Source organism: Agrobacterium sp. lyk4-40-TYG-31 (assembly GCF_030209855.1).
GTDB lineage: Bacteria > Pseudomonadota > Alphaproteobacteria > Rhizobiales > Rhizobiaceae > Agrobacterium > Agrobacterium vaccinii.
In genome coordinates this window covers 1-25,749 of the sequence record NZ_JARVRE010000025.1, presented here as the reverse complement: position 1 = coordinate 25,749, position 25,749 = coordinate 1, and the positions used below count along the sequence as shown (strand labels likewise).

29 protein-coding genes and 1 pseudogene are annotated in these 25,749 nt (G+C 55.4%); 21 read left to right on the top strand and 9 right to left on the bottom strand.

From position 1 onward, the window contains the following. Window positions 1-278, top strand: a 278-nt coding sequence (locus QRN55_RS24395) for a tyrosine-type recombinase/integrase (protein WP_284778581.1), incomplete at its 5' end; no start/stop codon positions are given. A gap of 23 nt (window positions 279-301) precedes the next feature. Next, the gene (locus tag QRN55_RS24390; RefSeq protein ID WP_233125054.1) at window positions 302-748 is read left to right on the top strand and encodes a hypothetical protein; all 447 of its coding nucleotides are present in this window, start codon (window positions 302-304) and stop codon (window positions 746-748) included. 132 nt (window positions 749-880) lie between these two features. Here QRN55_RS24390 and QRN55_RS24385 read toward each other — a convergent pair whose 3' ends face one another. Next, complete coding sequence (locus QRN55_RS24385; RefSeq protein ID WP_233125055.1) at window positions 881-1,060, bottom strand: hypothetical protein; 180 nt, start codon at window positions 1,058-1,060, stop codon at window positions 881-883. On the opposite strand from QRN55_RS24385, the gene QRN55_RS24380 reads away from it, so the two are divergent. Together QRN55_RS24380 and QRN55_RS24375 are read left to right on the top strand one after the other, a co-directional pair. Then, entirely contained in the window at window positions 1,047-1,502 is a 456-nt protein-coding gene (locus QRN55_RS24380) for a hypothetical protein (protein ID WP_233125056.1), read from the top strand. The genes QRN55_RS24385 and QRN55_RS24380 overlap by 14 nt on opposite strands. 178 nt (window positions 1,503-1,680) lie before the next feature. Further along, complete coding sequence (locus QRN55_RS24375; protein ID WP_233125057.1) at window positions 1,681-2,232, top strand: hypothetical protein; 552 nt, start codon at window positions 1,681-1,683, stop codon at window positions 2,230-2,232. Window positions 2,233-2,679: 447 nt separating this feature from the next. Here the strand turns inward: QRN55_RS24375 and QRN55_RS24370 are convergent, their stop codons facing one another. Together QRN55_RS24370 and QRN55_RS24365 are read right to left on the bottom strand one after the other, a co-directional pair. Then, window positions 2,680-2,901 carry a tetratricopeptide repeat protein gene (locus tag QRN55_RS24370; RefSeq protein WP_233125058.1) on the bottom strand — a complete coding sequence of 74 codons (222 nt, stop codon included), beginning with the start codon at window positions 2,899-2,901 and terminating at the stop codon, window positions 2,680-2,682. Window positions 2,902-3,023: 122 nt separating this feature from the next. Next, on the bottom strand, window positions 3,024-3,932 hold the full coding sequence (locus QRN55_RS24365) for a DUF6985 domain-containing protein (RefSeq protein WP_233125059.1): 909 nt from the start codon (window positions 3,930-3,932) through the stop codon (window positions 3,024-3,026). A 356-nt stretch (window positions 3,933-4,288) separates the two neighbouring features. On the opposite strand from QRN55_RS24365, the gene QRN55_RS24360 reads away from it, so the two are divergent. The 11 genes and pseudogenes from QRN55_RS24360 (at window position 4,289) to QRN55_RS24310 (ending at window position 13,752) form a co-directional block, all read left to right on the top strand. Continuing rightward, window positions 4,289-4,750: a DNA/RNA non-specific endonuclease gene (locus tag QRN55_RS24360; RefSeq protein ID WP_233125060.1), complete on the top strand. Its 462-nt coding sequence runs from the start codon at window positions 4,289-4,291 to the stop codon at window positions 4,748-4,750. Between the two features lie 13 nt (window positions 4,751-4,763). Then, window positions 4,764-5,336 carry an SMI1/KNR4 family protein gene (locus QRN55_RS24355; protein WP_233125061.1) on the top strand — a complete coding sequence of 191 codons (573 nt, stop codon included), beginning with the start codon at window positions 4,764-4,766 and terminating at the stop codon, window positions 5,334-5,336. A gap of 128 nt (window positions 5,337-5,464) precedes the next feature. After that, window positions 5,465-5,990: pseudogene (locus tag QRN55_RS24350) on the top strand (integrase); the annotation flags it as partial. Between the two features lie 53 nt (window positions 5,991-6,043). Beyond that, on the top strand, window positions 6,044-6,931 hold the full coding sequence (locus tag QRN55_RS24345) for a leucine-rich repeat domain-containing protein (protein ID WP_284778580.1): 888 nt from the start codon (window positions 6,044-6,046) through the stop codon (window positions 6,929-6,931). 805 nt (window positions 6,932-7,736) lie between these two features. After that, complete coding sequence (gene repA, locus QRN55_RS24340) at window positions 7,737-8,951, top strand: plasmid partitioning protein RepA (RefSeq protein WP_233125063.1); 1,215 nt, start codon at window positions 7,737-7,739, stop codon at window positions 8,949-8,951. Window positions 8,952-8,996: 45 nt separating this feature from the next. After that, window positions 8,997-10,040: a plasmid partitioning protein RepB gene (gene repB, locus QRN55_RS24335; protein WP_233125064.1), complete on the top strand. Its 1,044-nt coding sequence runs from the start codon at window positions 8,997-8,999 to the stop codon at window positions 10,038-10,040. 153 nt (window positions 10,041-10,193) lie between these two features. Continuing rightward, window positions 10,194-11,408 carry a plasmid replication protein RepC gene (gene repC, locus QRN55_RS24330; RefSeq protein ID WP_233125065.1) on the top strand — a complete coding sequence of 405 codons (1,215 nt, stop codon included), beginning with the start codon at window positions 10,194-10,196 and terminating at the stop codon, window positions 11,406-11,408. A gap of 50 nt (window positions 11,409-11,458) precedes the next feature. Beyond that, window positions 11,459-11,806, top strand: coding sequence for a type II toxin-antitoxin system RelE/ParE family toxin (locus QRN55_RS24485; RefSeq protein WP_350225204.1), 348 nt, complete (start codon window positions 11,459-11,461; stop codon window positions 11,804-11,806). After that, on the top strand, window positions 11,803-12,108 hold the full coding sequence (locus QRN55_RS24320; protein ID WP_062451719.1) for a helix-turn-helix domain-containing protein: 306 nt from the start codon (window positions 11,803-11,805) through the stop codon (window positions 12,106-12,108). Before QRN55_RS24485 ends, QRN55_RS24320 begins: the two co-directional genes overlap by 4 nt. Before the next feature lie 260 nt (window positions 12,109-12,368). After that, the gene (locus QRN55_RS24315; protein WP_233125066.1) at window positions 12,369-13,316 is read left to right on the top strand and encodes a YiiG family protein; all 948 of its coding nucleotides are present in this window, start codon (window positions 12,369-12,371) and stop codon (window positions 13,314-13,316) included. Between the two features lie 223 nt (window positions 13,317-13,539). Further along, window positions 13,540-13,752, top strand: coding sequence for a hypothetical protein (locus tag QRN55_RS24310; RefSeq protein WP_062450593.1), 213 nt, complete (start codon window positions 13,540-13,542; stop codon window positions 13,750-13,752). A gap of 640 nt (window positions 13,753-14,392) precedes the next feature. Here the strand turns inward: QRN55_RS24310 and QRN55_RS24305 are convergent. Continuing rightward, window positions 14,393-14,833, bottom strand: a complete 441-nt coding sequence (locus QRN55_RS24305) for a winged helix-turn-helix transcriptional regulator (protein ID WP_062450591.1) — start codon at window positions 14,831-14,833, stop codon at window positions 14,393-14,395. 107 nt (window positions 14,834-14,940) lie between these two features. Between QRN55_RS24305 and QRN55_RS24300 the strand changes: the two genes are divergently transcribed. The 3 genes from QRN55_RS24300 to QRN55_RS24290 all read left to right on the top strand — a co-directional run bounded on the left by QRN55_RS24300 (window position 14,941) and on the right by QRN55_RS24290 (window position 17,057). Continuing rightward, window positions 14,941-16,158 (top strand): MFS transporter, encoded by a 1,218-nt coding sequence (locus QRN55_RS24300; protein WP_284778579.1) that lies wholly within the window; start codon window positions 14,941-14,943, stop codon window positions 16,156-16,158. Window positions 16,159-16,420: 262 nt separating this feature from the next. After that, complete coding sequence (locus QRN55_RS24295; RefSeq protein WP_062450655.1) at window positions 16,421-16,687, top strand: WGR domain-containing protein; 267 nt, start codon at window positions 16,421-16,423, stop codon at window positions 16,685-16,687. Window positions 16,688-16,901: 214 nt separating this feature from the next. After that, window positions 16,902-17,057 carry a hypothetical protein gene (locus QRN55_RS24290; RefSeq protein ID WP_156462609.1) on the top strand — a complete coding sequence of 52 codons (156 nt, stop codon included), beginning with the start codon at window positions 16,902-16,904 and terminating at the stop codon, window positions 17,055-17,057. 453 nt (window positions 17,058-17,510) lie between these two features. Here the strand turns inward: QRN55_RS24290 and QRN55_RS24285 are convergent, their stop codons facing one another. Next, the gene (locus QRN55_RS24285) at window positions 17,511-17,900 is read right to left on the bottom strand and encodes a hypothetical protein (RefSeq protein ID WP_284778578.1); all 390 of its coding nucleotides are present in this window, start codon (window positions 17,898-17,900) and stop codon (window positions 17,511-17,513) included. Between the two features lie 549 nt (window positions 17,901-18,449). Between QRN55_RS24285 and QRN55_RS24280 the strand changes: the two genes are divergently transcribed. Next, complete coding sequence (locus QRN55_RS24280; protein ID WP_233125068.1) at window positions 18,450-19,547, top strand: hypothetical protein; 1,098 nt, start codon at window positions 18,450-18,452, stop codon at window positions 19,545-19,547. A 255-nt stretch (window positions 19,548-19,802) separates the two neighbouring features. On the opposite strand, the gene QRN55_RS24275 is transcribed toward QRN55_RS24280, so the two are convergent. Further along, a complete protein-coding gene (locus tag QRN55_RS24275) occupies window positions 19,803-20,609 on the bottom strand; it encodes an ATP-dependent metallopeptidase FtsH/Yme1/Tma family protein (RefSeq protein ID WP_233125069.1) in 807 nt (268 codons plus the stop codon). Between the two features lie 2 nt (window positions 20,610-20,611). Next, the gene (locus tag QRN55_RS24270) at window positions 20,612-22,360 is read right to left on the bottom strand and encodes an AAA family ATPase (protein WP_233125070.1); all 1,749 of its coding nucleotides are present in this window, start codon (window positions 22,358-22,360) and stop codon (window positions 20,612-20,614) included. Between the two features lie 218 nt (window positions 22,361-22,578). Between QRN55_RS24270 and QRN55_RS24265 the strand changes: the two genes are divergently transcribed. Further along, on the top strand, window positions 22,579-22,818 hold the full coding sequence (locus QRN55_RS24265) for a hypothetical protein (protein WP_233125071.1): 240 nt from the start codon (window positions 22,579-22,581) through the stop codon (window positions 22,816-22,818). Window positions 22,819-22,961: 143 nt separating this feature from the next. Here the strand turns inward: QRN55_RS24265 and QRN55_RS24260 are convergent, their stop codons facing one another. Together QRN55_RS24260 and QRN55_RS24255 are read right to left on the bottom strand one after the other, a co-directional pair. Next, the gene (locus QRN55_RS24260; protein ID WP_233125072.1) at window positions 22,962-24,113 is read right to left on the bottom strand and encodes a hypothetical protein; all 1,152 of its coding nucleotides are present in this window, start codon (window positions 24,111-24,113) and stop codon (window positions 22,962-22,964) included. 443 nt (window positions 24,114-24,556) lie between these two features. Further along, window positions 24,557-24,901: a hypothetical protein gene (locus QRN55_RS24255; protein ID WP_233125073.1), complete on the bottom strand. Its 345-nt coding sequence runs from the start codon at window positions 24,899-24,901 to the stop codon at window positions 24,557-24,559. 279 nt (window positions 24,902-25,180) lie between these two features. Here QRN55_RS24255 and QRN55_RS24250 point away from each other — a divergent pair, with 279 nt between their 5' ends. After that, the gene (locus QRN55_RS24250) at window positions 25,181-25,615 is read left to right on the top strand and encodes a hypothetical protein (RefSeq protein WP_233125074.1); all 435 of its coding nucleotides are present in this window, start codon (window positions 25,181-25,183) and stop codon (window positions 25,613-25,615) included. Window positions 25,616-25,749 lie beyond the last annotated feature (134 nt).

The window sequence follows — 25,749 nt, the reverse complement described above, 5'->3', positions numbered from 1 at the left end:
TTTTCCGCAAGATCGATCGCTGGGGAAATCTGTCCAAACATGCGCTGGAACCGGGCGCCATCAACGCGATCCTGAAACAGCGTGTGGTTATGGCCGGCCTGGAACCGAGGGAGTTTTCGGCCCACGGGCTGCGATCCGGATATCTGACGGAAGCCGCGAACCGGGGCATTCCGCTTCCCGAAGCGATGGAGCAATCACGCCATCGTTCTGTTCAGCAGGCATCCAGCTATTACAACAATGCCACACGACGCAGCGGTCGAGCCGCACGAATGTTGTGATGGAAAGGCTCGGAACGTAGTCCATGACAATCCTGTTCAAAACGACGATCACTGAAGACAAGGCATTTGCAAAGATTGAGGAAGCGCTGAACACCGGCCGAGAATACGACGGCTATTTCAGTGTTGCCGACGATGGTGGCGAGACGCCTCTGTCGTGGGGACCCTCCATGAGCGGCGAAGAATTTCTGGCGAACGTCAGAGAAATGCTGGAAGTGACATGGAAAGCAGCCCGGTTTTGGGTTGTCTACGACCGTCGAGAGGATCGTGGTGATCCTGACGCCATCGCGATGCGCAATGCAGCGTTTCGGATCACCCGCGGATATAACGGTGTCATCGTAGCTTCGTTGAGCCTTCTGGGACGGAAAGACGCTCTACAAGATCTTGAACTGGTTTTTGTCTGTTTCAGAGAGGATTTCCAACGTCGCAACTTTAGAATTCGCTTTGAGAACAAACCCATTACACCCCATTGATGCGGAGCCAGCTTTGCACCGATTTCGTTGAAAAACTCGTTGGATTGGCTGCTCATCCTCCCGTTTCTTTGGGGTGGATCACCATGATGATCTCAGCTGTCGAGCGACAGCTGGTGCTCAGTTTCAGCTCGGTCAATTTGATCGTAATGTTTTGGCCGGATCCACAAATACCAGCACGTTAAAGCCCTCCCCTGCATCGAAGCGGTTGTCATCCAGAAGATGGTTGCCCTGCGCTTCCATAAACCACTTTGCCGTATCCGCATCGTAAAGCTCCGCAATCGTCGCCTTGATCTTCGATTTGACCTCGATCAAAGCCTCAAGCTGGTTTATGGCGGGTATAAAGAGCAATCGGGAAGAGGAAAATCTGAGTAATCCCTTGGGCCTAATCGGTAAAGCACTTGCCGAGGACTTCCGGTTCACAACCAGGACACTTACTCCAAATCGACTTATGGTCGATCTTAATGGTGAGCGTTATCGTGCCGAAGAGTTCGGCTACGCGGTGGCCTCTAGTTCATCGGCTTTGGCCGACCTTGCTGCCAATCCGGAAACGCCAGCCTTTCTGTTCGGCGACATGGGAGCGGCCACCGGTCTATTCCTGGTGGCGCTGGCGCTCGGGCCGCGCCCAGCTTTCGCATCTGCGTTTCGGCAAGTGGGCGAACCTGACCGTACACTTGTATCAACCAGTTCATACCATACCGAACGCCGTGCGGTCGCTGTTATCGAACGTTCAAGTTACGATTCTGAAGGATGCTGAAATGGCAAAGCTGTTGAGTTTCAGCGAGATTTAATCCGTTTTTCCATTTCGCGTTAGCCCACCAGATCCGGTGTAGTGAATTGCCCGACAACAATTTTATACGGCGTAAGTGGATCACGAGGAAACGGATAAATGGTTCAAACTCTAATGAAAACGAACAAATAAGGGAACTAGAGAAATGTTGTATTCCATCTACGGCGGAAAGAATCACCCTGAGTGCAAGCTCCAAGCCACAGATCACGATGCTTGTCGCAGTTCTATGTACAAGGGTGAGGTCTACAACGGCGATTTCAATGCAGACGATTTCAACAGAGACGATTTCCACTTTACGGATGTCATTGAGTCGTTCTGCGTCCCGGTCTTCAACGATAAGTTCAAACTGGCCTGCGAAGCGATTACTCACGGTGCCGTTTCTTTCCGACGAACAAACGTCATCTGGGGCAAAGAAAACCTGCTTGAATGGGTCGGCGACGAAATAAAAGGATTCTACGTCGTGCGTCCTAAGATCGTTGATATAATTGACGAGAGCAAAAGCCCTACCCAATTCTGGCCGAAGCTCAAGAAGTTCAAGCATCAGGATTACGTCATAACCGGCCTCCCAGATACTGAAATTGGCGTCTTCGTTGATTTAAAGAGGCCGCATCTATTCATTATTACAGAAGACATGAAGCGTTCGCTTGATGCTCACGGCATTCAAGCGTCTTTCGAGGAGCTTCCCGTCGTGACATGAGGTTTGAGAGAAGCTACGGTCCGCATGTTGCGAATTAGGTTGGCGTCATACTATTACCATTGTGATTAAGCGTACAGAAATGATCCCGTCAACGTGAGAAATAACAAGGCGTTATCATTCGTATCGGCATCGGGGCCCCCTGCCTATTTACACGCGGCTCTTGATGCATTAGACAGGCTGGCGCGCGACGCACTTACGCGCATTGTCATCGGACAGGATCGCGCGACGCGATTGTGGGTCTGGGCTGAACGTTCCGATCCATTGATGGCGCGCTCGATCGCAGAGACGGAGGTGATGTAGCGTGATCGCCTGCGCCGTTCGTAATCTATGGATCGCGCAGCCGACCGGGTTCTGGTGACAACCGCAATCGGGTGAAGCTTGCCGGTCGATAACCGCGATCTTAGCTTCCTGTACGCTCTCCAAGGTCCAGGCTCGTAAAGCGAGAAGCTATCGTTCAGAAAGCGTAACCTCCGCCTCTTCCAATGCCGCCGCGATCATCGGATTTAGAGGATCGAGTCGAGCTGCTTCCTTCAAATCAGCGACGCCTTTCTCGATCTCGCCGAGGCGGGCACGCGCGAGGCCCCGGTAGCCCCAGGCCAGCGCCATCTTCGGATCCAGAGCAACGGCACGATCGAAATCCTGCAGCGCAGCAGCGAAATCGCCGGTCATTACTCGGACGGCACCGCGGCTATGCCAGATCACTGCTCGTTCGGGCACGCGCTTTACCTCGCCAACGAACGGTTCCGCGAAGATGCGGACGAGGCAGTCTACGTCTGTCCCGGGAATGCCGCTTATGTCACATGCCCGTCCTGCGCGCTGACGCGCGTCAGGGTCCTCCCGTCTCGATAGACGAGTTGGAGGCCGTGCTCGCGTTCCCAGTCGCAGGCGCAGGCTAGCGCGATGTAGATCGCCGGCTCCCCATCGGAATCGTCCTTCACGACCTGCAACTCCTCGTTGGAGACGTGCTGCCAGATCTCGGCCGGGTCCGAAATCCCGTACATTGCCTTGTCGGCTTCGTCGTCAGGGCCGATTGCTTCTAGAAACTCCTTGCAGTTCGCCAGCACAGCCGGCGAGGCCGCCAGCCGGTCCTCGCGCGTTAGCGCGAGGAAGTTCGCGAGCGCCGCGTCGATCCGCTTGGCGTCGCTCGGCCCGATATCCTGCAGCAGCACAGGCAGCGCGCGGCCGTCGAAATAGGGGATCGATAAGGGGGCGGCGAACCATGTGTCGCCGTAGTCGTCGGGTCGGACCCTGCCGAGTACGATCGATGAGAAGACGCGCGGCTTTGGTCTCGGCTTCGCCGCTTCGAACCTGCCGGCGAGCTTCGCGAACGCCGCCTCGCGCTCCGCCTCAGTCTCCGAGCGCGAGAGGCTGCGCAACTCCTGCATGTTCGTCGTCACCGTGCCGGTCGCCGTGTCGATCTCGAAACCCGCCACGGGGATAGTGGTGGTCACGCGGAGCCCCTTGTACGTCACGCTGGAAGGCAGCCGGAAAAAGGTCTGGAAGCCGACCATTCCGACGACGAGCACATGGCCCGCCTCCTTGCCAGCGATCGGCTTGCAGAATGCGTGCGGATCGCAGGGTAAGACGGCTGCAAGCACCCTCTGGTCTTCGTCGCAGGCCGAGAGCGGTGTGTTTTTCAGAAAATCAGCCAGCCTGTCTTCGTCAAAGACGATTTCGTTCAGTTTTGGCTGCGGCTCCATCGGCGCCTCCTTTCGTTCTTTTCGTTTTTGCTCCGATGCATCGGGACTTGCGCCCGAGATGCCGGTTTTGAGCGCGGACCACGCTTACACCGCCAGTAGAGCGCCACCAATGAAGGTTTCGAACTCGTTCCAGTCTCCGATGCGATGATTGTGATTAAGCGTACAGAAATGACCCCGTCAACGTGAAAAATAACAAGGCGTTATCGTGCGTATCGGCATAGGGACCCCCCTGCCGATTCACAGGCCTGACTTACAACAGGTATCGCTATTAAGATAACCTCGCCGCCTGTTACGCAACGCCTGATCCGCTGGGAATTCGCGGCGGGCCGCGGCCGCATGGCCACGTGGACAATCCGATGAATGAGGTCGACCCGGTCGGCCTTTCGCCGATCTACGGACCACTGGATGGCTATGGTAGGCCGACCGGAGTATGGGCCACGCTTACGAGCCGTGACCTTAGACCAACCGGCACTTCGCCGCCAACGCTGAACCCGCCCGGCTTCGCATCGGGTACGGCCCCCAATTTCCACCAGCGAAGCCACCTTTTGGCCGATACGCTGGGGAGATCGGGCAGCGACCCCCGTAACCTCGTGACCCTGACTGACGGTTCAAACCATCCGGGGATGAGCCGGATTGAGCGACAGGTTCGTGACTTCTTGCGCAAAAATCCAAATTGCAGTGTCACCTATGTCGCGATCCCGCTTTATAATGGTAGCAACCTAACGCCGACCGGAGTAGCAATCACCGCCAGAACCTCTGCCGGCGAGATGCTTGCCTCCACCATCGTACCGAATGGTCTGCGGCAGAACAGAAAGTAGAAGGAACTCCTAAATGACCGACAACGTCACCCAACTTTTCGACCGTTCGAATGTCACCCGCGCGGCGTCGGTCGAAGAGATCTCAGCCGTCGAAGCAGAGATCGGTGCGCTACCACCATCCTACAATATCTTCGCGCGGACATTCGGCTACGGCACGACCAACGGCTTGTTCGTCATCGAAATGCCTTTCAGCATGTTCGGCAATGATGGCCTCCTCGTTCGAGGCGTCGAAATCCGCGACCAAGTTCATTCGCTTGTCGCAGAGTACCGGGAAGACGGGATCGAGATCGGCGATCTCGATTGCCTTGAGCCCTACGATGACGAAAGCCGCGACATCGCCGGTTTCTTCGACGACCTTCGCTTCTTCGGCAGCAGCATCAACGGCGAGTACTTGTGCTGGCGGCGCGATCGGGATGACTCTTTCAAGCTCCATGTCATCGACCGCGCCTGCTTTTCAATTCGTTTTGCCGGAACGAGCCTTATCGAATTCATTCGAAGAACGCAGACTGATGACGTCAAAAACTTGCTCGGCTCTGGATACGAGGCACTACCACGTACGTTCGAAGGGGCAACTGCTGAGATTTGAGTACAACGTCGTCTGGGTATTATGCTCAATTCATGTCAGTAACAAACGCCATAACCGCACGCGGGTGTCTTCACTTGAACATGTCCGATAACGTTGCATTATCGGACGTCTTGTTCTTTATATAAAGAATGGCCCAAATCATCGAGCAGAACACAGAAATTCACGCCGAGGAGATCTCAGCGCCGTCTCTCAGCACGGCGCCTGGGCGCGATGTCTCCGGGCCGACGGTGTCGGGCGAAAGCCCCCTCCCCTCTCTCGCCGTTGAGGACCAGACGCCCGCCCATCTTGCAAGCCTTGCTGATCGCGCCCCAGGGTTATGTTGAAGCCGCAAGTTTCGCCAATACGCGCAAAGCCTACGCCGCCGACTGGAAGCATTTTTCCGCGTGGTGCCGGCGGTCCAAGCTGGCTCCCCTCCCTCCGCATCCGCAAACCGTCGGGCTACCATCACAGCCTGTGCTTCTGGCACGGTTGACCGGAAGCACCAAGGCCAACTCTGTCTCGACCATTGAACGACGTCTCTCCTCCCTCAGCTGGAACTATGCCCAGCGCGGTCAATCGCTTGATCGCAAAGACAGGCACATTGCGACGGTGATGGCCGGCATCCGCAACAGCCATGCCCGGCCGCCGGTCCAGAAGGAAGCAGTCATGGCTGATTACTCAAGAACAGCGGGGCGTTCGCGCTTCCAATGCGGAAATGGAGAGGTTAAGTGTCTGAGATAATTTTGGAAATAGATGAAAGAACGATGGAAAACCTGATGACAGGGCCATACGTCTTCATTGAGGAGACGCGATCCCCGGCATTCCGAAAAATAGCCTATTTCAATAAGGCCGCCTTCAAGGCCTATTCGCACCTCATCGACGAACATGGTTGCACCGGATTTTCGATCGAGGTAGAGGATGTAGCCGAGAATAAGCTGCAGGACTATTTCTTTCCCGGTTTCAGCGACATCCGCAAAAAGAACGACATCGTTGAGATCGGTATAGTCGGGTCCGGTGCCTTTCCCGAGGATCTCGAACTCGACGTGTTCAAAGATTTCCCGAACATCAGGAAGATCACAACACAAAGCATTTCTTTCCGGTTCAGACTCCCTGAGCTTTTTCCGAAGCTCGAAAGCTGGCTCAATCTTGACTGGAAGACCAACAAGGTTGGAAACCTCGACAACGACTGGCACGATTTGACGAATCTTTCACTGCACGGATTCAGCGGATCGCTTGTACTTTTCGAAAATTCGCCGATCAAAAAACTTTTCCTAATCTCTTCGACCATAAAAAGCATCGACGATGTTTTGAGCTTAAAAAAGCTCGAAGTTTTGCAAATTGTGTCAAGCAAGATTACTGGCAACGTGTCACGCCTGTCGGAACTTACCAGACTGCGATCATTGCGTTTCGAGGGCAAGAACCAGCTTGAAGGCTGGGACAAGTTGGAAAGCAAGTCTGTCGAGAACTTCGAGGCATCACATTATCCCTGCAAATTTCCGCGCCAAAATTTTCCGAAACTTAAGAACTATGTTGTCAATGCGTATCGCGCTCGGGATTCGTTCTATGAAGAAGGCGGAGATCACGATGCGTTGGGCGCCGAATTCGCTGCTCTCTGAGTTTTCTCCGTGCCGAGACATCCGTCGCGAGTTATGGGTTTGGACGTCTCAGACGAAAAATATTGCATTTTTTTTCGTGAGGTCGTCTGCGTTAGCTTGCCGCATAACAAAAGTTTTCTGAGAGCAGATAGCGAAACTACCGGGAACATTACTTGTGCCGAGGAATGCCTGTTTCGTCTCATGTCTCTCCCCTCCTCCGGTACCCTTATTTTCAGGCATTTCCGCCGCAGACGGCCGCCAGAGCGCGTCTCACGCTGATTACGGCCGAATGCCCGTTACAGGTTGCATTTCTAGTCTGAGGGTGCTGCATTTGATCCCATAAGACACGCTTGCAACCGGTCATTTTCTCCCGCTTTCCTTAACTGTACAAAGCAGCCGAAAAGCGCGCGAGAAAATCATGGGCAATCTATCGCCGGCCCTAAAACGCCTTATACGAAGACACGCTGGTTTCTACTCTTTGGCCTTCCCAACGCATGGTTAATCTTAATCTCTTTCGCACACGGGAGGCTCACGATGCGATCAGGGATTTCGTTACTTAAGGATTTTGATGGTGAACGAGTCCGGCGGCTGGCGCGGCAGACGATGCAACCCTGGTACGACGCTCATTGGGACTCGCCTGTGTGCGATGTTTGCCAATACGCTTTGTAAATGGCTCCAAAAGTTTACTGCGGTAAACTCGTTATACGCCGTAGTTTTCCAGTTAACTTCTTGTTAACTTTGTTTTCCTTGCCAGACTCGTAGAATCGGGTCTAAATGCGGTTACATTGCTCGTGTGAGCTTGAAAACGCATTTAGGGTTTTTCGCGATGAATATCGCTCATATCGATAAAACGGCAATTTCTGACGTCGATCAACTTATCATTGGTCAGGCGCAAGAGCTGTCGGAAAAATTGAAGCAGCATCGCTTGGAGATGTATCCTCCACGGGCGATGAAGGACCTGCGCGAGTTTCAGCTTGCAGAGGCTGCACGTTTTGTCGGAGTAACAAGTGGCTACCTGAAGAACCTTTCCCTCGAAGGCAAAGGGCCGCAGCCCCAGGTTACCGCTTCCGGTCGCCGGTCTTATACGGCGACGCAGATGGAAGCGATGCGTCATTTCCTAGAGCACAGCGGCAGAGCCGGAACACATTATGTCCCTCACCGTCGTAACGGCGAGAAGCTACAGGTAATCGCGGTCGTCAACTTTAAGGGTGGTAGCGGCAAGACAACAAGTGCCGCACACTTGGCGCAGTATCTCGCGTTGTCCGGTCATCGCGTGCTCGCCGTCGATCTCGATCCGCAGGCCTCCCTCTCCGCAATCCATGGCTTGCAGCCTGAGTTCGATGTGCATGAGAACGAGACCCTTTATGGAGCGATCCGCTATGACGAACAGCAGCGCCCGCTAAGCGAGATCATTCGCAAGACCAATTTCCCCAACCTCGATCTTGTGCCTGGAAATCTTGAACTGATGGAGTTTGAACACGATACCCCACGTATTCTAGCCCAAGGCAAAGGCAAGGACTACGGACGGATTTTCTTCGCTCGTCTCGATGAGGCTCTATCGTCCGTGGCAGACGATTACGACGTGGTGATTATCGACTGCCCTCCCCAGCTTGGCTTTCTAACGATGAGCGCGATCTGTGCAGCGACTGCGGTCCTGATTACAGTTCACCCGCAGATGCTGGACGTGATGTCTATGTGCCAGTTCCTGCAGATGCTGGGCGACATTCTCAGCACGCTTAAGAATGTGGGCGGTAACATGAATCTGGACTGGCTCCGGTATCTTGTCACTCGATACGATCCGCAAGATGGGCCACAGACGCAGATGGTGGCGTTCATGCGTTCCATGTTCAAAAACCATGTTCTACTGAACCCCATGTTGCGAAGTGTCGCGATCTCAGACGCCGCGATGACGAACCAGACGCTCTACGAAGTTGAGCGTGCCGCATTCACCCGTTCAACATATGACCGGGCTATCGAAGCAATGGACGCGGTAAATGCCGAAGTGCTGGATTTGATATACAAAGCATGGGGTCGCAACTGATGTGTATTGAGTTTACCGCAGTAAACTTTCGGCAGGGAGCGCACCATGGCTCGTAAAAATATCTTGTCTGGAATTATGAACGAAGACAAGCAGACCAGCCCTGACGGTATCGAGGAAAAACCTCAAGAGAGCTTCCGCACGACCACGCGGGGAATGGGTGCTCTTGGTGCCGTAACCAGAAGCATTGACGAACTCGCAGCGCGTGCAGATGCCGCACAGGAGATCGAGAGACGTCTGGCCGAGGGTGAGACTGTTATTAAGCTCGATACGGGGTTGATCGATAGCTCGTTCGTCACGGATCGCGTTGCGATGGACGAAGCGGACTTTCAAGAACTTGTCGAGGCTATACGCGCCCGAGGTCAGGACACCCCCATATTGGTTCGTCCGCACCCCACAAGGGCAGGACACTATCAGACCGTATTTGGTCACCGCCGCGTTCGAGCCGCCCGCGAGATCGGAATTCCTGTTCGTGCCGTCGTCAAGGCGCTGGAAGACCGTGATCACGTCATTGCCCAAGGACAAGAGAATTCGCAGCGATCCGACCTGTCTTTCATCGAGAAAGCGATGTTTGCACACAATCTGGAAACAGGCGGTTTCGGACGAGACACTATCATGTTGGCGCTTGGAGCTGACAAGACAACGATCTCGAAGATGCTGTCTGCTATCGAGCGATTTCCTGCCGATATTCTCGACACTGTGAAGGCGGCTAGGGCACCAGGCCGCGACCGTTGGTATTCTCTTGGTGGGGCGGTGTCAGAAGACGCCATGGCCGACAAGGTACGGTCTGTTCTTCGCGAACCTGATTTTGTCGCTTCTGTTCCCGATGCTCGTTTCGAGATGTTGGAGCGTTTGGTCCCGAGAGAAAAGTTTACCGCAGTAAACTCAGAAGAAAAATCGCCGGCCCAAACGTGGGAAAGCGAAAGAGGCTTGGTTCGAGCATCTATCAAAGGCGACGGGAAGCGCGTGACTATCGCTCTGAAGTCTCCCAAAAATTCGGATCAGGCCGCCGCGTTCGGCGCCTATCTCGCCAATAATCTCGACAAGCTCTACGAGGCTTTCGAAAACGATCAACAGCAAAGTGGAGACTGAACCGCAAAAGAAAAAGGCCCCCAAACGGTAAACCGTGGAAGCCCTTCTCGATCTCTAGCAAGTAAGAGAATCGCATTTCCCCGAATCACAGTCAAGAGTCTTTGGCATCGTTTTGGTGAGCAATTTTCCTTTGCCTATTAGAAGGTGAAAGAAATGCAGACGGGAAGTGTGACGACGCCTTTTGGGCGGCGGCCAATGACGCTTGCCTTGGTGAAGCGCCAGGTGGCAACAAACGAGATTAAGGCTGGCAAGACAGCCGAAAAATGGAAAGTCTTCCGTGACGCCTCGGAAGCGAGAGAAGAACTCGGCTTGCAGTCGAACAGCCTGGCTGTGCTCGACGCGCTTCTGAGCTTCTATCCGGAAAACGAATTGCGCCAGGATGCGCAGCTCGTCGTGTTTCCCTCAAATGCTCAACTGATCCTTCGAGCCCACGGCATGGCAGGCGCTACGCTGCGCCGACATCTGGCGCTTCTGGTCGATGCAGGCCTGATCATCCGCAAGGATAGTGCCAACGGCAAGCGCTACGCGAGGAAGAATGGCGCCGGCGAGATCGAGAATGCCTTTGGGTTCGACCTTTCGCCCATCCTTGCCCGTTCCGAGGAGCTTGCTGTTATCGCGCAGAAAGTCGTCGCGGCGCGCTCAGCGTTCCGCAAGGCGAAAGAAAACCTGACGATCTGCCGCCGTGATGTCCGCAAGCTTATCACGGCAGCAATAGAGGAGGGGGCTGACGGCGACTGGATGGCGATCGAGGCTATGTACATCGACCTCGTAGCCCGCATTCCACGCTCCCCAACCATCGCTGACGTAGCCAGTATCCTCGATGAACTCGAGCTTCTGCGCGAGGAAATCCTTAATCTGTTGGATACACAGTCAAATTCGGAATTTAATAGCACCAATGCTGCTCATATTGAGCAGCACATACAGAATTCAAAATCCGAATCCTTAAATGAACTTGAACCTAGCTCTGAAAAAGAGCAGGGCGAAAAGCCGAGCAAGAACCGTGGGCCTAGCAATGAGACGCTGAAGGCCTTTCCTCTGGGTGTTGTGCTGAAGGCCTGCCCACAGATTATCGACTATGGTCCGGCTGGCACTGTGGGTGGTTGGCGCGATCTCATGTCGGCCGCCGTCGTGGTGAGATCGATGCTGGGTGTAAGCCCGTCCGCCTATCAGGAGGCGTGCGAAACCATGGGGCCGGAAAATGCAGCGGTTGCGATTGCCTGTATCCTGGAGAGGGCAGGGCACATCAATTCGGCTGGTGGCTATCTGCGTGATCTCACTAACCGGGCGGCGCGTGGCGAGTTTTCGCTCGGGCCGATGGTGATGGCACTGCTGAGGTTGAACGGGGAAGCTGGAAAGCGGTCGGCGTGATGACCATTGACAGAAACGCGTACGATCCACCATAACTACCCCAATGGGTTATAATCACGATACAAAGAATTGGTGAAACATCGCTTTTCGCCAAACAGGCAACGGCTCTGTTCACGGACGACGAGCGCAAGTATCTGATTGATTTTCTGGCGACCCATCCACAGGCCGGTGATGAAATACCGGGTGCGGGTGGTGTCCGAAAGCTGAGATCTGGGGCCAAGGGTAAAGGCAAACGGGGCGGCGCACGCGTTATTTATTACTGGTACAGCGACGACGCGCCCATCTATGCGCTTCTCGTCTACGGCAAGAGCGAAAAGACGGATTTGAAGCCGGAAGAGGCCAAGGCGGTTGCTGCATTCGCAAAGGCGATCAAAGCGACGTACAGGAGCAAACCATGAGCGAGACGACAAAATTCGGCGAGGATTTGATTCAGGCTATGACCGAAACTCTTGGTCATGTGCAGGGCAGGGACCCTGCGGGAATGCGTGTCACTGCCGTTGATCTGGAAACTGTTGACGCGAAGGCGATCCGCCAAAAGCTGCATCTGACGCAGGATGAAATGGCTGCTTTCCTTGGGACGAGCGCTTCGGGGTACAAAAAGTGGGAGCAAGGGGCTCGACAGCCATCAGGTGCTGCTCGAACGCTTCTGCGTGTGATGGAGAAGGAGCCTGAGGCGGTGCTGCGAGCGCTGTCCGGTTGATGATGCGCACAGTGCGCTCGCAGTCAGCGTAGTGTATCGTGACCCCATAAGGCAGAACAAGAGATCCTCTATCCTCTTGGATATTCCTCCGGCTGATCAACTCGTTCGTTAACGTATCGAAACACTGTTAACCGCGATAAACGTTTCAGACCCCAGCTGATCTTTCCTCATGTCTCAATATACGCCAGAGTTGGGCAGCAGCCAGTGCCCTGGCACCTTTCATAACACAGATGTATGATCACGATTGTAGGGAGATTTTGATGGCGTTTTTCAAGAAGTTCATGGCCGCTACGGCGCTTGTTTTCGTTTTGCAAAATCCGCTCGCAGTCGGGTTCGTGTCTCGTCCGGCATTTTCACAGACTGTTTCGGAAGCGGCGGTATCTGAAGAGGTCACGGCCAAGCTGAACACCTATGTTGGATTTTTGAACCGGACGCTCAGAGCATTAGAGTCGCTGGAGAGGTACGACAGTTGGGTGGATATGAAAAAGGGACCCACTGGCAAAGAAAGGATCATCTACGGCCTGTACTCGCTTTACGACGTCCGAGATGAAGCTTCTGCCGCGATCGCCGCTACGCAGGCAGCCCCCAAGATGCCACAGCTTGATGCTGCAATGGCCGCCTATGTCGAGACGTACCAGCAGCTTGCGCCCGTCATTGAGCGCGCCAACAAATATTACGAGAGACAGGACTACAAGAGCGATAAGATGGAGGCTGGCAAGGGCTTCCATAAAGAGATAGCTGCGCTTGCTCCCGCATTTGAGGAGCGTCGCAAGACGGTAGATGCCGCGCTCCGCACGGAGAAGGTGAAAGCGGATCTGGCATCACTGGCCGCGCTGGAACAAAGCGAGGGTAAGAAGTCTCGCTGGCATGTCCGCAACGTGATGTTTCGTGCAGAAGCGGTGATGGATATGATGCCGACAAATGAGCGTCCAGTCGTGAAGATGACCAATTTCAAACAAGCACTGGATGACTATTCTGGCGCAGTGCGGGAGTTCGATGATTATTCGCTGGAGCATCCCGATTCGTTCCACGTTTTTGAATCGCAGCCGGCGTCGCTCTTATCGAAGCTGCGTGATTTCGACGAGAAGCTGGAGAAGGCAAAAGGCGACGCTCGCAAAGGGGCTGGCGAGGATATGCAGTGGCTGGTGTCAACCTACAATACGATGGTGAGCACGGCCGAGACGGCCACAACGTTTGCCAAGGACTAGGTCCAGTCGGCTTGAACGTGGGATTTTGGCCAACTTGACGAACAAAAGTAGAATATGGATTTTGATGATCGAAGGTGCCGGTGTTTGCGTCGCAAATATCAGGCGCAATACCGAAATTTAATCGCGATATTTGCAACAGGCTATGGTCTACGTTCGTGGTGTCAGCCAACCTGTGAAGAACTAGGGCCAGCCAGTCCGTGGCTCTGAACGATAGGAGAGACCAATGACGCACGGCTTCCGTAAAAGCATATTATTTCCGATTACTCTGATGTTAGCTGGTATCGCCGCGTTTTTTTTCTTCCTTTTTATGACGGGGCATGATCCCGACGAAAAGCCGCTGACATTGATCCATTGGATTATCGGCGGAGCGCTGATCGGTCCAGGTTTTGGCTACCTCATCCAATGGAGGCGGGACAGGGACCGATCCAAGCTATAGGCAACTCACAGCGTTGGCGGCCCTCGCCATTATCCTGATTTTTGCAGATTTGCGAAAGTCAGTATAACACTTCAAACAAACTCGGGGTTTTCGCAACAACGACAAATTACCAATATGATCGAGGCTGACTGTGGCGAGATTCTTGAGAAGAACGCTCATTCTCGTATCTGTAATCGGCCTCTGCGCCTTGATAGCCTTCCATGCTGCCCACTGGTGGGCCTTGGGCGCTCACGACAGCTGAGACTTTTTTCAACGTCCGCCGAGCCACGTTCCGCTTCTTCACAATCCAGAGCCTATGGCTGTTCTGGTTCGAGTGCTTTGATCACGAATGGGTTTCGTTTGTAGCGAAGGCGTATTCGAGATTCATCCGTCTCGAGGCTATCGCAACGCAGTCGTTGCACCGCTGCTTCGATTTCTCTGGCACGCGGACCATTATATGGGTCTTCTCCCGCCCAATGCTCACATTGAGCACGACGGTCCAGAAATGCTTCGACATCGTGAGGCAGTTGGACCGTCGCAGACGCCAGGACGGCTGTTACCCAGAACGCAAGTATCATCATGTCCTCCCTGGCATCCTCACTTTTCGATAATCCTATCATCGGTGTGAGCTGTTGAGAGCAACCAACCGACCGGTAGATGCTCAGGCTGTGACCCGCGTGTCGCTCCAATCAAGGGATCGACCATCGGCGGATCGGATAACCAGTCGTGCGATTGGCCTGCCGGTTTCTTGCTCTACCAGTGATGAGCGTTCCTCGTCCTCGGTGAACAGGAAATCTTCGCCCCACTGGCGGAGTGCAACGATGACAGGGAACAGACCGCGTCCCTTCTCGGTAAGGATATATTCGCGGTAGGCAGTTCCATCAGATGCTGGTGCGGTCTCAAATATTCCTCGCCTTACCAGATCACGAAGCCGAGTGGCCAATACACCCCTGCTGATGCCGAGCCCGTTCTGGAACTCACCAAAACGGCGCTTACCATCGAAAGCATCGCGGATGATCAGGAGCGACCACCAGTCTCCGATTGCATCAAGAGAACGCGCCACCGGGCAACCGGAATTCCACAGGCTTACACGTTTCACCATCGGTACAGGTCTCCATCTTTAACAATCTGGTTCTATCTTAGAACTAGAAATGCGTTGAGCCAAGTGGTCTTGGAGTGCACCAAAAATACGATCACAAGGGCCACCAAATGAAAGAGAAGATAGACTATGCCGCGCAAGGAACGCGGGAGCAGGGATTGTCTGGACTACAGACCCTGATTGTTGCGGCTGCAGCCGGTCTCAGCGTAGCGAACATCTATTACGCACAGCCCTTGCTTGACCTGATGGCCCATGATCTTGGAATACCGCCAGCCACGGTCGGCCTCATCGTGATGTTGACGCAGGTCGGTTATGGGTTGGGGTTGATCTTCATCGTGCCGATTGGCGATCTCATCGACCGCCGTAAGCTCATCATCGCTCAGGGATTGTTGTTGGGGATCGCTCTTGTGATTGTCGGGGCAGCGGAAACGAACGCGATGTTGTTGGCAGGCATGAGTGCGGTCGGCTTGTCGGCAGTTCTCGTACAGACACTTGTCGCTCAGGCGGCGGCCTTAGCCACTCCGGCCCAGCGGGGTAGGGTCGTGGGCACGGTTACCAGCGGAATCGTAACAGGCATTCTTGCTGCGCGATCATTTGCAGGAACAATTGCAGATATCGGCGGATGGCGGGCGGTGTATTTGACATCTGCATTTATCACACTCGTGATGGTCGTCGTTCTCATGGCGATGCTGCCGCGCCAATCTGCGAAACGGACCGTGGAGACGTATGCCCATGCTCTACTCTCTATTCCAACCATGTTTCTCCGGGAGCGGAGCTTGCTGTATCGAGGCGTGCTTGCACTTTTGATCTTTGCTGCCTTCAGCACGTTCTGGACCGCGCTTGCCCTTCCGCTCAGCGCCCCGCCATTTTCCTATTCACACACGAGGATAGGGCTGTTTGGCCTGGTTGGGCTGGCGGGAGCGATTGCCGCAACATGCGCAGGAAGACTTGCGGATGGAGGTCACGGCCGATGGACAACGGGGTGTTCTCTAGCGATCTTGCTGTCATCCTGGGGACTGATCGCTCTCCTTCCGGTCTCAATGGTGAGGCTGGTCGTGGGCGTCGTCTTGATGGACCTGGCGGTACAGGCCGTTCACGTCACCAATCTCAGCGCCACCGTGGCTTTCAACCCGCAAAAGAGCGGACGCTTGGTTGGAGGCTACATGGTGTTCTACTCGGTTGGTAGCGCCGTCGGCGCTATTGCTGCCACGACAACCTACGCGCGGTTCGGCTGGATGGGGATTTCTCTCCTCGGGGCCACGTTCAGTGCAATTGCCTTGGCATTGTGGATCACAAGCGAGATATCAGCTAGGACCAATGAAGCGTAATCGGTTCGCGTCGCATTCGCATGGTTTCATCACCGGTATTCCCCCGGAACGCGCGAACGGCACGGCGCGATTCCGTTTGCGAAATGAACACGGGTCATTCAGCGGCTTTATCCCAGCGCTCTAAAGATCGCATGGCGGTGTTTTGCCAAGTCCGGTGACAGGTCACGCGCAAGCAGATCGTATCAATATTTCGAATCGGTATCGACGAACCGATTCAAAACTGTCGTTGGACATCCGCAGGCAGATTTTCGATTCTGCCGGGATGAGTACACAGCACAACCATGTTTATATCGAACGAATTGATGCCCCCCGAAACATGGCGCGGTACTACGTGCTGGACATGACATCCACGCTGTTTGGAGACGTGTGTCTCACGCGGACCTGGGGCAGGATTGGCTGCCGGGGCCAATGCAAGACGCAGCACTTCGCGCGAGGGGAGGACGCGTTGATCGTGTTTCTTGACATTTTGCGACGAAAGACTATCCGGGGCTACCGGGCGCCGGCCCTTATAAATGGCCCGGTTCGGTAGGGGAGGGGACAGCGGACGGCCCATGCTCGGACTTCGAATGATGGGAGATCATCCAGCGCGCCGGGGGCAGCCGCAGTGCATGTTCGGAAAGCACGCACCCCGTGCCAGCGATGTTCTATTCATGTTCTCATCATCAAATGAGTCAAGACGGTTCTTAATATCGGTTGATTGAAAGCATGATGTAATTTTATCTAGCGTTCAACCGGAGGTGATAATGGAAGAATTGAGGAACGCGCTCAAAGCGCTCAGGCTGGCGCATGATTTAGTTCGTGCTGTGGATCGGGGCATGCTCACATATCTGATTGAGGTAGCAGTCCAGCAAGCTGAGTACGACATCGAACAAGAAGAGAAAAAGCAGGCGCGACATTGAACGAGATCGAAAGCGGATCACAACGAAAGCGCCGCATATGGCCGTGGCTGGTATTGTTCGCCGTTACACTTCTGGCAATTTATGGCTACCGACAGGCCGTCCTTGCCTGGGAAGATATGGCCAGAACGTGGCGAGACCTCGTGCAGCTATTTTGGTGGATTATTCCAGATCGGCAGCCGTGAAACCAAAACAAAACCCGCCAGGTCGGCGGGCGAAGTTGAGGATGACGCGCGTACTGAATACATTTCGCGCTTGGTGTCGAAACTGCACGGCAAAAGTGAATGCCTGGTAAATTTCTGGTAGCAAGAAACCTGCTGGGTCAGATGGATTTCTTGTTATTTCGCGCTGCTGGCGCGCAGACACCTATCTTTCCGACCGGCTTCGGTTTGGGCCCCAGTCCCGCAAGGGCAAACAGCCGCGCCCGTAACATGACAAGATGGGGCTGGATACGCTTCAGTTCACAGGCATCGCGCCGGTCGTGCCGCATTTTGCAAACTTGCCTTTGGCATCCTTGCACTGAGCAGCCTTTTTCTTGACTGGCTCGCACTTGATGAATTTTCCCTTTGTATCTCTGCACTGTTCAGCGCTTGCAGGAGCGGCGGCAAAAGACGTCAGGGCTGCGCAGACGAGTATGGATTTCCACATTGATGTCTTCTCCAGGTCACAATTGACCTGAGACGACGTTACATCAAGCGCAAGACGGACGCCATATTCCTGTCTTTTCCGCCACATGACAATTATAAAGGCTAAGAGCGCTTCGTACATTGCGACAACAGCCTCTGGATTGATCAAAACCGGAGAATCCGATTTTGTAGACTGCGTGAAGCTGATGAGTTTGACCATTCGTCTTCCTCTCAAGGTTGACCCATGCCAGTCGTGACATGGGCACGGCACGAAGCTTGGAGCAAGGCGGAGAGGCCCTAATGTTAGTTCGTCAAGGCAGAAAGGGGAGGCGGTGCGCCAACTCCCTGAACCAGTGCTGCAGGTGACAGTTTTTCACGCGATATCTCTTTTCGTTCGCAACGTAATCGCGGAGGTCCCCAGCGAGCGTTTTTACATTGATCCGGATTTTAGCGCCCAAATAATATTTTAGGGAGGGTCTGTTCTGTGGTTGGGGGCATTGTTGATGAAAAGTTTGATCTATCTTCAAATGTATATCTGAGATGTGCGATAGCAAAAAATTCTATAAAATCGTTAAATTTTTTATATACATATTTCTATTTCGAATTACAATGTATAGAAATCAGAGAGTTATCAATTTCGAAGTTTAATATCTAATTTATACTGATAATTGGATATACTGTAATTTGACACGTTTCTAGATATGCAGGATTATAGGGTTGTTCAACACGATCAGTGCTGAACGTTGTTTCAACTCTTGAGGAGGCACAATTGGCCAACCTTTCTTTGACTACCCGCGGTTCTCTGACATCCACCGCTCTCTACACCACGCTCAAAGTTGGCGATGACGTCGCCCAGGCACTTGAAGGCTTCGCCGACCACATCTTCGCACTCGGGCGCCGTAGCACGGACCAGGTTTTCGAACTTGGCGATCTCTTGCTGCGGGCTGCAGGAATCGTGCCGGTAGGCGCGTTCGACACATGGATCGATAAGCGTTGCGGCATCAAAGCCCGAAGTGCCCGCAACTACATGGCGGTTTTCCGCAATCTGTCCGACTACCGCGATGACCTTGTCGATTTGTCGATCGGATCAACGGTTCTCTTCCATTTGAGTGCTGCAAGCGCAGATCAGATTCAGGAAGCGATCGCTTTTGCTGACGACAACGGCGGTCTTAAGGTCGCGGATGTCAAAACCATTCTCGAGGGTGGCAAAAGTGATGACGACGGGCAAGAGGGTCCTGACGCCCAACTCTTCTCAAGCGGCGGCGCAAGCGGTCTGAAGGCCCTTATCGCTCAGAAGACAAGGACCGGCTTGAAAGCGTTCATTGCGCATGTCCGTGACATTCTGGACATCATCCGCGCGGCACTTGCAAAAAAACGGGTGATCAAGGAGCAGTTGTCGCGATCAGTTCAGGAGCTATCCCGTGTTACACGCCTGGAGCTGGAGAGTCTGGCCCTCTTCATCGAGGCCGATCTCGAGTTCGGTCGCAATACGCGACTGGCGGCATTCCCGGCTGGTAGCGAGTGGGCTAAGGTCCGACAGACGCTATCCGTTCTCGGAAACGTCGAGGACTGGCCAAAGGCCGGGCTGGTCAAAGATTGGCTCGAGACGGAAGTGGTGCCGGTGCTTGAATGGGGCGTTTCGAAAGACAGCAAGCCCAAGTGGCCGTTGGCCAGGCCGATGATCGAGGCCGTCGAGTACACGGTCTTGAGCAACGTTGCGGTGTCAGACGTCGAAGGGGACTCTGCAGTGGTGGACGAAGGTTCGGCATCGAAACGGCAGTCTGTTGGCAACGTGCCGGCACTTGTCCCGGACGTCGAACTTGCCGATCTCGATGATGCATCGCTCGCTTTGCCGATGTTGGTGTAAGCGCCACCAGGAAGAGCGGCCGGATTGTCCGGCCGTCTCGGACCACCAAAAGGGCCGCTTGTCGGCCCTTTCTGTTGTTTGGTTTTTGGCAGCCCTTCGGTGGACTTGACCTTCCGATCAATATTCCGGCTCGGTTCGCTGGCTCAGCGGCGTGAGATCGGAGTTTGGTGGCTAACCGGCCCTTGTTGAACTGGTGCGCTTGCCGCCTCCCGTGTCTCGCCCCGCCAAGGTTGGGGTCCGCCACTCGGTTGGATCTCAGTCGGTGCTCAGCAAGATGTCCATCACGGCCTTGCCGTCGAGTGCCTGGGCGTCGAAGAGCGCGCGCGCCAACCTGTCAAAGGCAGCACGGTTCTCAAAGATCACCTCGGTCGCGCGTGCCTGGGCGAACTCGAGCCTTTGATGGATCCGGTTTGCCAGATCCGCGTCAAGGCTGAGGATTGCGGTCGGATCCTTGTGCTCGAGATAGAGAAGCGGATAGCGACGTCCAAAGCCCAGCGTCTGCTCCATGTCGAGGCCCATGCGTGTGGCACGGGCAAGATCGCTCTGTTCGGCGCCGCCCGACCCTGCAGAGGCCGTCTTGAGAACGATAAGTTCTGCGGCTCTGCCCGCCATGAGCAATGCCAGCACTCGATCATACCAGGCGCAAGTGTCTGGACCGCTACTGGCAAAGGACAGATCGTTGCGGCCGCCATCTAAGCTGTCGATCGTCAGGCCCTTGATCGATCCGAGGCGCAGCGCGTGATGGACGACGGCGTGGCCGGTCTCGTGGATCGCAAGTCGCCACCGCACATCATGGGGAAGTGGCGGCCGATGACCCCGAACCCCGTCCTCGAGATCGGCGTAGGTGAGGGGTCGCTTCTCGCGCCGCGCTCTCAGTCTTGCTTCGCGCACGATGCGTTCGACGTCAGCACCGGTCAGACCCATGGCGCGCGTCGCAAGGCGTTTAAGTGCCGCCAGTACCGCGTCGGTCGTTCCCTGCGGATCTCCCCCTTCGACGTCTTGGCTTCCTGATGCCTCGGTGTCACTCTTCAGGCGGGTCTTCAGTTCCGTCGTCTCCATCATTGTCATTGGACCTCATCTGCGTTGCGGTGCACATCACGTGTGATGGTGTCGAGATCATCGCCAAGATGATGCGCGAGGATACCCACCAGCGCCGAAATGTCCGGCTTTGGAATTGCGACATGGGTCTCCAGCCGTCCTGACCGGCGCAACGCCTCATCGATGGTGTCAGGTCGGTTGGTCGCGCCGACAACGATCACGCCCTCGCTTTTGACTGCACCGTCCAGCAGTTCGAGCATCTTGTTGACGCAGGCATTCCAGTAGTCACCGTATTCGCGCGACGTCGAGACGCGTGATCCAATGCCGTCGATCTCGTCGATGAAGAGGATGCACGGCGCCTGGGATCTGGCTTGCGCAAAGGTATCCGCCATCCGGTTCAGCACATCATGGAGATATTCCCCCTGAAGCCAGGTCGAGACAGAGGTTACCACCAGGGGAACCTGCAGCGTGTTGCACAGTGCCCTTGCAAAGATGGTCTTACCGGTTCCCGGTGGTCCGGACAGAAGAAGCTTGGTGCTCATCTGCGACCACGCCAGTGTTTTGGCGTGGTAGTCCGCAAGATCTTGTCTGAGACCGAGCGCCCAATCCTGGGCTGGACCATAACCGGTCAGGGTCTCGACCCGCAACGACGGTTGTGCAGCGTTTGCTGTCTCACCGACGCACTCCGGGTGAATGACCTCAACCTCGGTCGGGCGCCTGTCTGCTCCCTGCTTTCTCCTGCCTTGCGATAACGAGGCGTCTTCGCCTGCCTTGCCATCCAACTTATCGCGCAACTGGCTGCTGCTCTGGCTGGCGATACGTCGCTTCGGCGCGCCATCGCCTTTGCGGTCGCCATCCTCATCGCTCTCCTGTTCACGGTTTAACGTCGCGAGCCCGACCAGCGCATCGAGACACGCTTGAAACGGTCGGCCCGGCCGGATCGCGATGGCGAGGTCGTCAAGTGTCAAGGTGCCAGCATCGATCTCGGCAATAGCGCTATCGTTGCGCGTCACCACCTCACGGCCAAAGATCGCTTCAAGGATATCGGTGATCAATCTGCCATCCAGCTCCGATCCCGTAATACGGACGTCGCAGGTCAAATTGATCTGTTCCGGAATGCCTGAGGCAGTCTCGGTCAGCCCGAGAACCGGAACTGCGTGCGCCAGCGCCCACAGGATTTGCTCGCGCATCGATGAGCGGCTCGGACGTTCGGCAGCGACCTGAAGAAAGACGCGCTTGGTCTCGCCGCCGACCCAACACCAGAGGTCATCGACGAAGGCAAAATTGGCAGCCATACCGACATAGGGTCCGAACGGCATAAAGTCTGTTTCCTCGATGAGGCGCGTGAAGGAGCGCTCAAAGCCCTCGACTGGAACCTCTACCGAGAAGACGGATGCCGGTTGCCGAAGGTGCATGACCAGATCACGCACCGAAACGTGCGACCCTTGCAGTGCGGCGGCCAGCGATAACACGGTTGCCATGTGCTTGAGGTTTGGCACGTCACCAGCCTTGGCCACCATGCGGACGGCGTAGGCGGCGGCGCTTGCATCAAAAGCGACAGACGGACCACCTCGCCTGATCTGCACGGGCCAGTCTGGCGTGACGTCGGGTTGACCAGAACGCGATGCAGTATCGCTTGGTGGCTCCACCAGGAAGGCAGCAAGGTTGTCCTGCAGCCATTGCCGGTCGCGCTCGACGTCACCCGCCAGATGGCGGGGGTCGAACAGAGGCCGGTAGCACCCAACGACATGCCCGTTGATCACAGTGGTGGCCATCGACAACAGCCCAGTGCACACCGCCTGACGACGGATTTTTTTGCGTTGAACATGCCGGAGGCGCCGCAGCAAGAAGGAAGACAAACGATCCATCAATTGCCCTCCGACGTCGGTAAACTGGGCGCGGCAATAATTGCCACGCAGGTTTCCTGACCCAAGGCACATTGAACGCCATCGCGGCCTAGGGAGTGGCAATATCCATTGGTATTCCTGGTCACATGATCGAGAACGGTTCTGCAGGCGGCGTTTCCCTGGCGCGCATGCTGATCAAGCCGATCAAGCAGCACGGACGGCATCGACGTCATACCGCCATTTGCTTGTCGCGCGACGGCGAGGGCAAGGCCGACAATCACGGCTGGATCATCGGGCACCGCTGGATCATCGCGGGAGGCGGGCAAACGCGTGCGGCACGGCGCCGACGACGCCTCGGAACGCTGGCGTGTGTGGGGTGGTGGTAACTCGGAAACGATGTCTGTAGCCACAAAGATCTCCTCGCCGGTCCAGCTTGGGTGGACGGCGTGTTCAAAACAGGGACATGGAAAAGGCTGGCTGCGTGCGTCAGAGCCGCAGCCAACTGCCTCACTGTAAACGGGCGGTTGCCTTAGGCGTCGAGGAGACGCCGCGCAAACCCGACGCGGATATGTTGAGGTGGCCAGGCGTTATGTTCGTGCGCAAGCGCCTCGGGATCATCGCGACCATCGTCACCGTCAACGTCAGGATCGTCATCGCACCGGGTGCAGTTGCAGACCGTGGAGTGGTCACCACAATCGGCAACATCCTGGCAGACGAGTGCAGGGGAGGTGGAACGCAAAATCCCAAAGCGTCGCCCTGATGTCAAAATCGCTGGTGGGGGTGTTGCCAAGGGGGGCTGTGCGATCGCAAGCGCGCGTCGTGCCTCTGCTTCGAGCAGTTGCTGGACCCGCAGCCCAAAGCGCAAACGCAATTGCGCCATGCAGAGGGCTGCTCCTTCAATCTCGAGCAGGTCGTCGATCTCGGACAAGGCCCAAACGCCCGCTGCATGATCGCTTGGACGGCTGGCACCGTCGATGATGGCAACACCGACCGTTTCGACCATCATCCTCTTTTGAGTCTTGTAGAGCCAGTCCGGCAACACCATCGCTGACGCCAACATCTTCAACTTCAGCTCTTCGAGCCGGCTGGTATCACCGTACGACGCCAGGGACCGTTTGAGGTCGAGGACAAAAGCGGCCCGCTTGGCGAGGTTGACGACAATGAGGTCTGGTGTGTAGCTGCCTTTCGCCGGCGCATCGCAATCCAGCCGCACACCGTCGAGGTGCTTCCAGTCGTTGCCAGCAACCGCTTCGATAGCGGCTTTGACCAAGGGCAGCTTGATCGACTGCATCAGCACGACCAGATCCGGGTTGACCCTGGCCAGCCGCTCGACAGCCTGCTCCAGCAACTTGCCTTCGCGGAAACTGACGGCTCGAACCAGCGAGGCGATGTTCACATAGTGGCCGAGAATCTCGTCCTTGACTGGCCCGCCCTCGGCAATCGCGGCGATCGCTTTGTCGATGAGGACGTCGAAATCCGCTTCGACGTCAGGGTAACGGACGAGATGGGCGTGGCGGCGCAGCGCCGGTGGCTCGATGCCCTCTGGTTCGATCCGTTGAGGCAGGCGGCCGGCGAAAAGCTGATGGACGGGCGGCATTGCTGTGCCATTGTCGGTGGATGACGCCGCAGATGCGGCACTCGGAGCTTTCGCCATGGGCGAGGAAGTGTGTAGGTTGGTCATAGCCCGATTCCTTTCACGAGAAGGCTTGAGGGTCAGGCCCTGGGTAGCGTTGGCGCGCTGCCTTGGGCCGTCTGCTCCGATCACGGAGCCGCCCATTCCTGGCAGGACCCGGAACGGATCTCAAGGTCCCCCCGTCAAAAAAGAGAACAGGACCGGAACGCGGTTAACGCCGGGCTCACAAAGGGGTGGGGCCAGTGCACCTGCGCGTCATCGTGGTTAACGAATTCCAAACGCCTGGAGACTGGTGAGCAGCCCGTCAGCCAAGCCGCGCGGAGCGGAGCCAAGTCCGGCAAGCAACCGTCAAAAGCTCCAATGAATCGATTCATCTGCAAACGGCGTTTGAAGAAGTCACGGGGAGAAGACATCCCAGAATGGAAACACCGTTTGCACAAAACCGAAGCCAAGCGTAACGAGTGGGATCCGTTCACGATCAGACTCAAGCCTCAGTCTGACATGTCGTCATCCGGTGCCCCGTCGGGAAACAGCAGATGCGGTTTGCGGCGAAAGTCCCAGTGCTCGCCTGAATACTTCTCGACCAGACGGTCGAAGACGTCGTAGCAAGCAGCCTCGTCAAAGCCCTGGGCGACCAGACGCTTCACGATGACATCCTCACTCTGTTCGAGTTCCTTCTGTCGTCCCTTGGCAACTGCGCCCACGATGAACCATTGCAGCATGACGCGCGCGACGTCGTCACGGTCGGGCCGCTTGGCCGCTCGTTGCCGCGCTCTAAGGTCGCGTTGGCGTTCACGCTGTTTGCGATTGCGCTCTGTCAGCGTGTCCCTCGGCATATCCTGGTCGTCCTGTCGATCGTGAATCGGAAATCTGAAGGCTTGAAACGAAAATCTCAGAAAGGGAAACGAACCCCTCAAGTATCGAATCGTTTGAGCGCAATTTGACTCAAGTCTCCGGCGCTTGGATTAACGTTCGGGCCGATTTGTTTCAATTGCCAATGAATTCGGCTTGCTATGACGTCGAGTTAGCTTCCGTTTATCCTGCATTGAATTCCATCATGTTTTGTTAGTCGTTTAACCGTAGCTTCTGCGCGATTTGCAAAAAGGAGATCACGATTGTCCACCCGTTCAACGTTCGTATTCGAAATCTCGCCTTACCCAGGCCGCGATAATCCACCGATGGTGAGGTTCCATCTCTATAAGCACGATGATACCGAACCCTATTTGCTTCAGTCCACGGTGCTACATCATTGGAAAACGGCTCGCCAGCAGATTGCCGGTGACATGAATTCCTATCGTCATCATCCGCAAATATCGCTCTGTCAGGCGGTGATGGGCTTGATGTTGGCAGACGCTCAACGTGAATTTCGTATCGCCGACGGCATATCCGACGACAGCGAATACCTCTATCTGTTCCAGCACGTCGCCACAGACGCAGATGAATTGCATCTGACGATCACGGATCGGTACAGCAAGAAAGTCTTGTTCGACGGTGACTATCCAGAGTACGCAATGAAATTCTTCCCCGAGGAGACAGACATCGAACCGTGATATGACGGAGCAAGATGGGATAGGTGAAAGCCATTTTGAATCTCGATTGTTCCATAAGATAGATTACGCGATCCTTCTATGTAGCCGCAAAGTTAAAGTGTCCTGTTTCTGCAAAGTTGGAATGTCACACTCCC

What these genes read in the sequence shown, in the direction of transcription:
- QRN55_RS24390 (WP_233125054.1), top strand. Translation starts at nt 302, where the DNA reads ATGACAATCCTGTTCAAAACGACGATCACTGAAGACAAGGCATTTGCA.
- QRN55_RS24375 (WP_233125057.1), top strand. Translation starts at nt 1,681, where the DNA reads ATGTTGTATTCCATCTACGGCGGAAAGAATCACCCTGAGTGCAAGCTC.
- QRN55_RS24370 (WP_233125058.1), bottom strand. Translation starts at nt 2,901, where the DNA reads ATGACCGGCGATTTCGCTGCTGCGCTGCAGGATTTCGATCGTGCCGTT.
- QRN55_RS24365 (WP_233125059.1), bottom strand. Translation starts at nt 3,932, where the DNA reads ATGGAGCCGCAGCCAAAACTGAACGAAATCGTCTTTGACGAAGACAGG.
- QRN55_RS24360 (WP_233125060.1), top strand. Translation starts at nt 4,289, where the DNA reads ATGAATGAGGTCGACCCGGTCGGCCTTTCGCCGATCTACGGACCACTG.
- QRN55_RS24355 (WP_233125061.1), top strand. Translation starts at nt 4,764, where the DNA reads ATGACCGACAACGTCACCCAACTTTTCGACCGTTCGAATGTCACCCGC.
- repA (WP_233125063.1), top strand. Translation starts at nt 7,737, where the DNA reads ATGAATATCGCTCATATCGATAAAACGGCAATTTCTGACGTCGATCAA.
- repB (WP_233125064.1), top strand. Translation starts at nt 8,997, where the DNA reads ATGGCTCGTAAAAATATCTTGTCTGGAATTATGAACGAAGACAAGCAG.
- repC (WP_233125065.1), top strand. Translation starts at nt 10,194, where the DNA reads ATGCAGACGGGAAGTGTGACGACGCCTTTTGGGCGGCGGCCAATGACG.
- QRN55_RS24320 (WP_062451719.1), top strand. Translation starts at nt 11,803, where the DNA reads ATGAGCGAGACGACAAAATTCGGCGAGGATTTGATTCAGGCTATGACC.
- QRN55_RS24315 (WP_233125066.1), top strand. Translation starts at nt 12,369, where the DNA reads ATGGCGTTTTTCAAGAAGTTCATGGCCGCTACGGCGCTTGTTTTCGTT.
- QRN55_RS24310 (WP_062450593.1), top strand. Translation starts at nt 13,540, where the DNA reads ATGACGCACGGCTTCCGTAAAAGCATATTATTTCCGATTACTCTGATG.
- QRN55_RS24305 (WP_062450591.1), bottom strand. Translation starts at nt 14,833, where the DNA reads ATGGTGAAACGTGTAAGCCTGTGGAATTCCGGTTGCCCGGTGGCGCGT.
- QRN55_RS24300 (WP_284778579.1), top strand. Translation starts at nt 14,941, where the DNA reads ATGAAAGAGAAGATAGACTATGCCGCGCAAGGAACGCGGGAGCAGGGA.
- QRN55_RS24295 (WP_062450655.1), top strand. Translation starts at nt 16,421, where the DNA reads ATGAGTACACAGCACAACCATGTTTATATCGAACGAATTGATGCCCCC.
- QRN55_RS24290 (WP_156462609.1), top strand. Translation starts at nt 16,902, where the DNA reads ATGGAAGAATTGAGGAACGCGCTCAAAGCGCTCAGGCTGGCGCATGAT.
- QRN55_RS24285 (WP_284778578.1), bottom strand. Translation starts at nt 17,900, where the DNA reads ATGGTCAAACTCATCAGCTTCACGCAGTCTACAAAATCGGATTCTCCG.
- QRN55_RS24275 (WP_233125069.1), bottom strand. Translation starts at nt 20,609, where the DNA reads ATGATGGAGACGACGGAACTGAAGACCCGCCTGAAGAGTGACACCGAG.
- QRN55_RS24270 (WP_233125070.1), bottom strand. Translation starts at nt 22,360, where the DNA reads ATGGCCACCACTGTGATCAACGGGCATGTCGTTGGGTGCTACCGGCCT.
- QRN55_RS24265 (WP_233125071.1), top strand. Translation starts at nt 22,579, where the DNA reads ATGATCGAGAACGGTTCTGCAGGCGGCGTTTCCCTGGCGCGCATGCTG.
- QRN55_RS24260 (WP_233125072.1), bottom strand. Translation starts at nt 24,113, where the DNA reads ATGACCAACCTACACACTTCCTCGCCCATGGCGAAAGCTCCGAGTGCC.
- QRN55_RS24255 (WP_233125073.1), bottom strand. Translation starts at nt 24,901, where the DNA reads ATGCCGAGGGACACGCTGACAGAGCGCAATCGCAAACAGCGTGAACGC.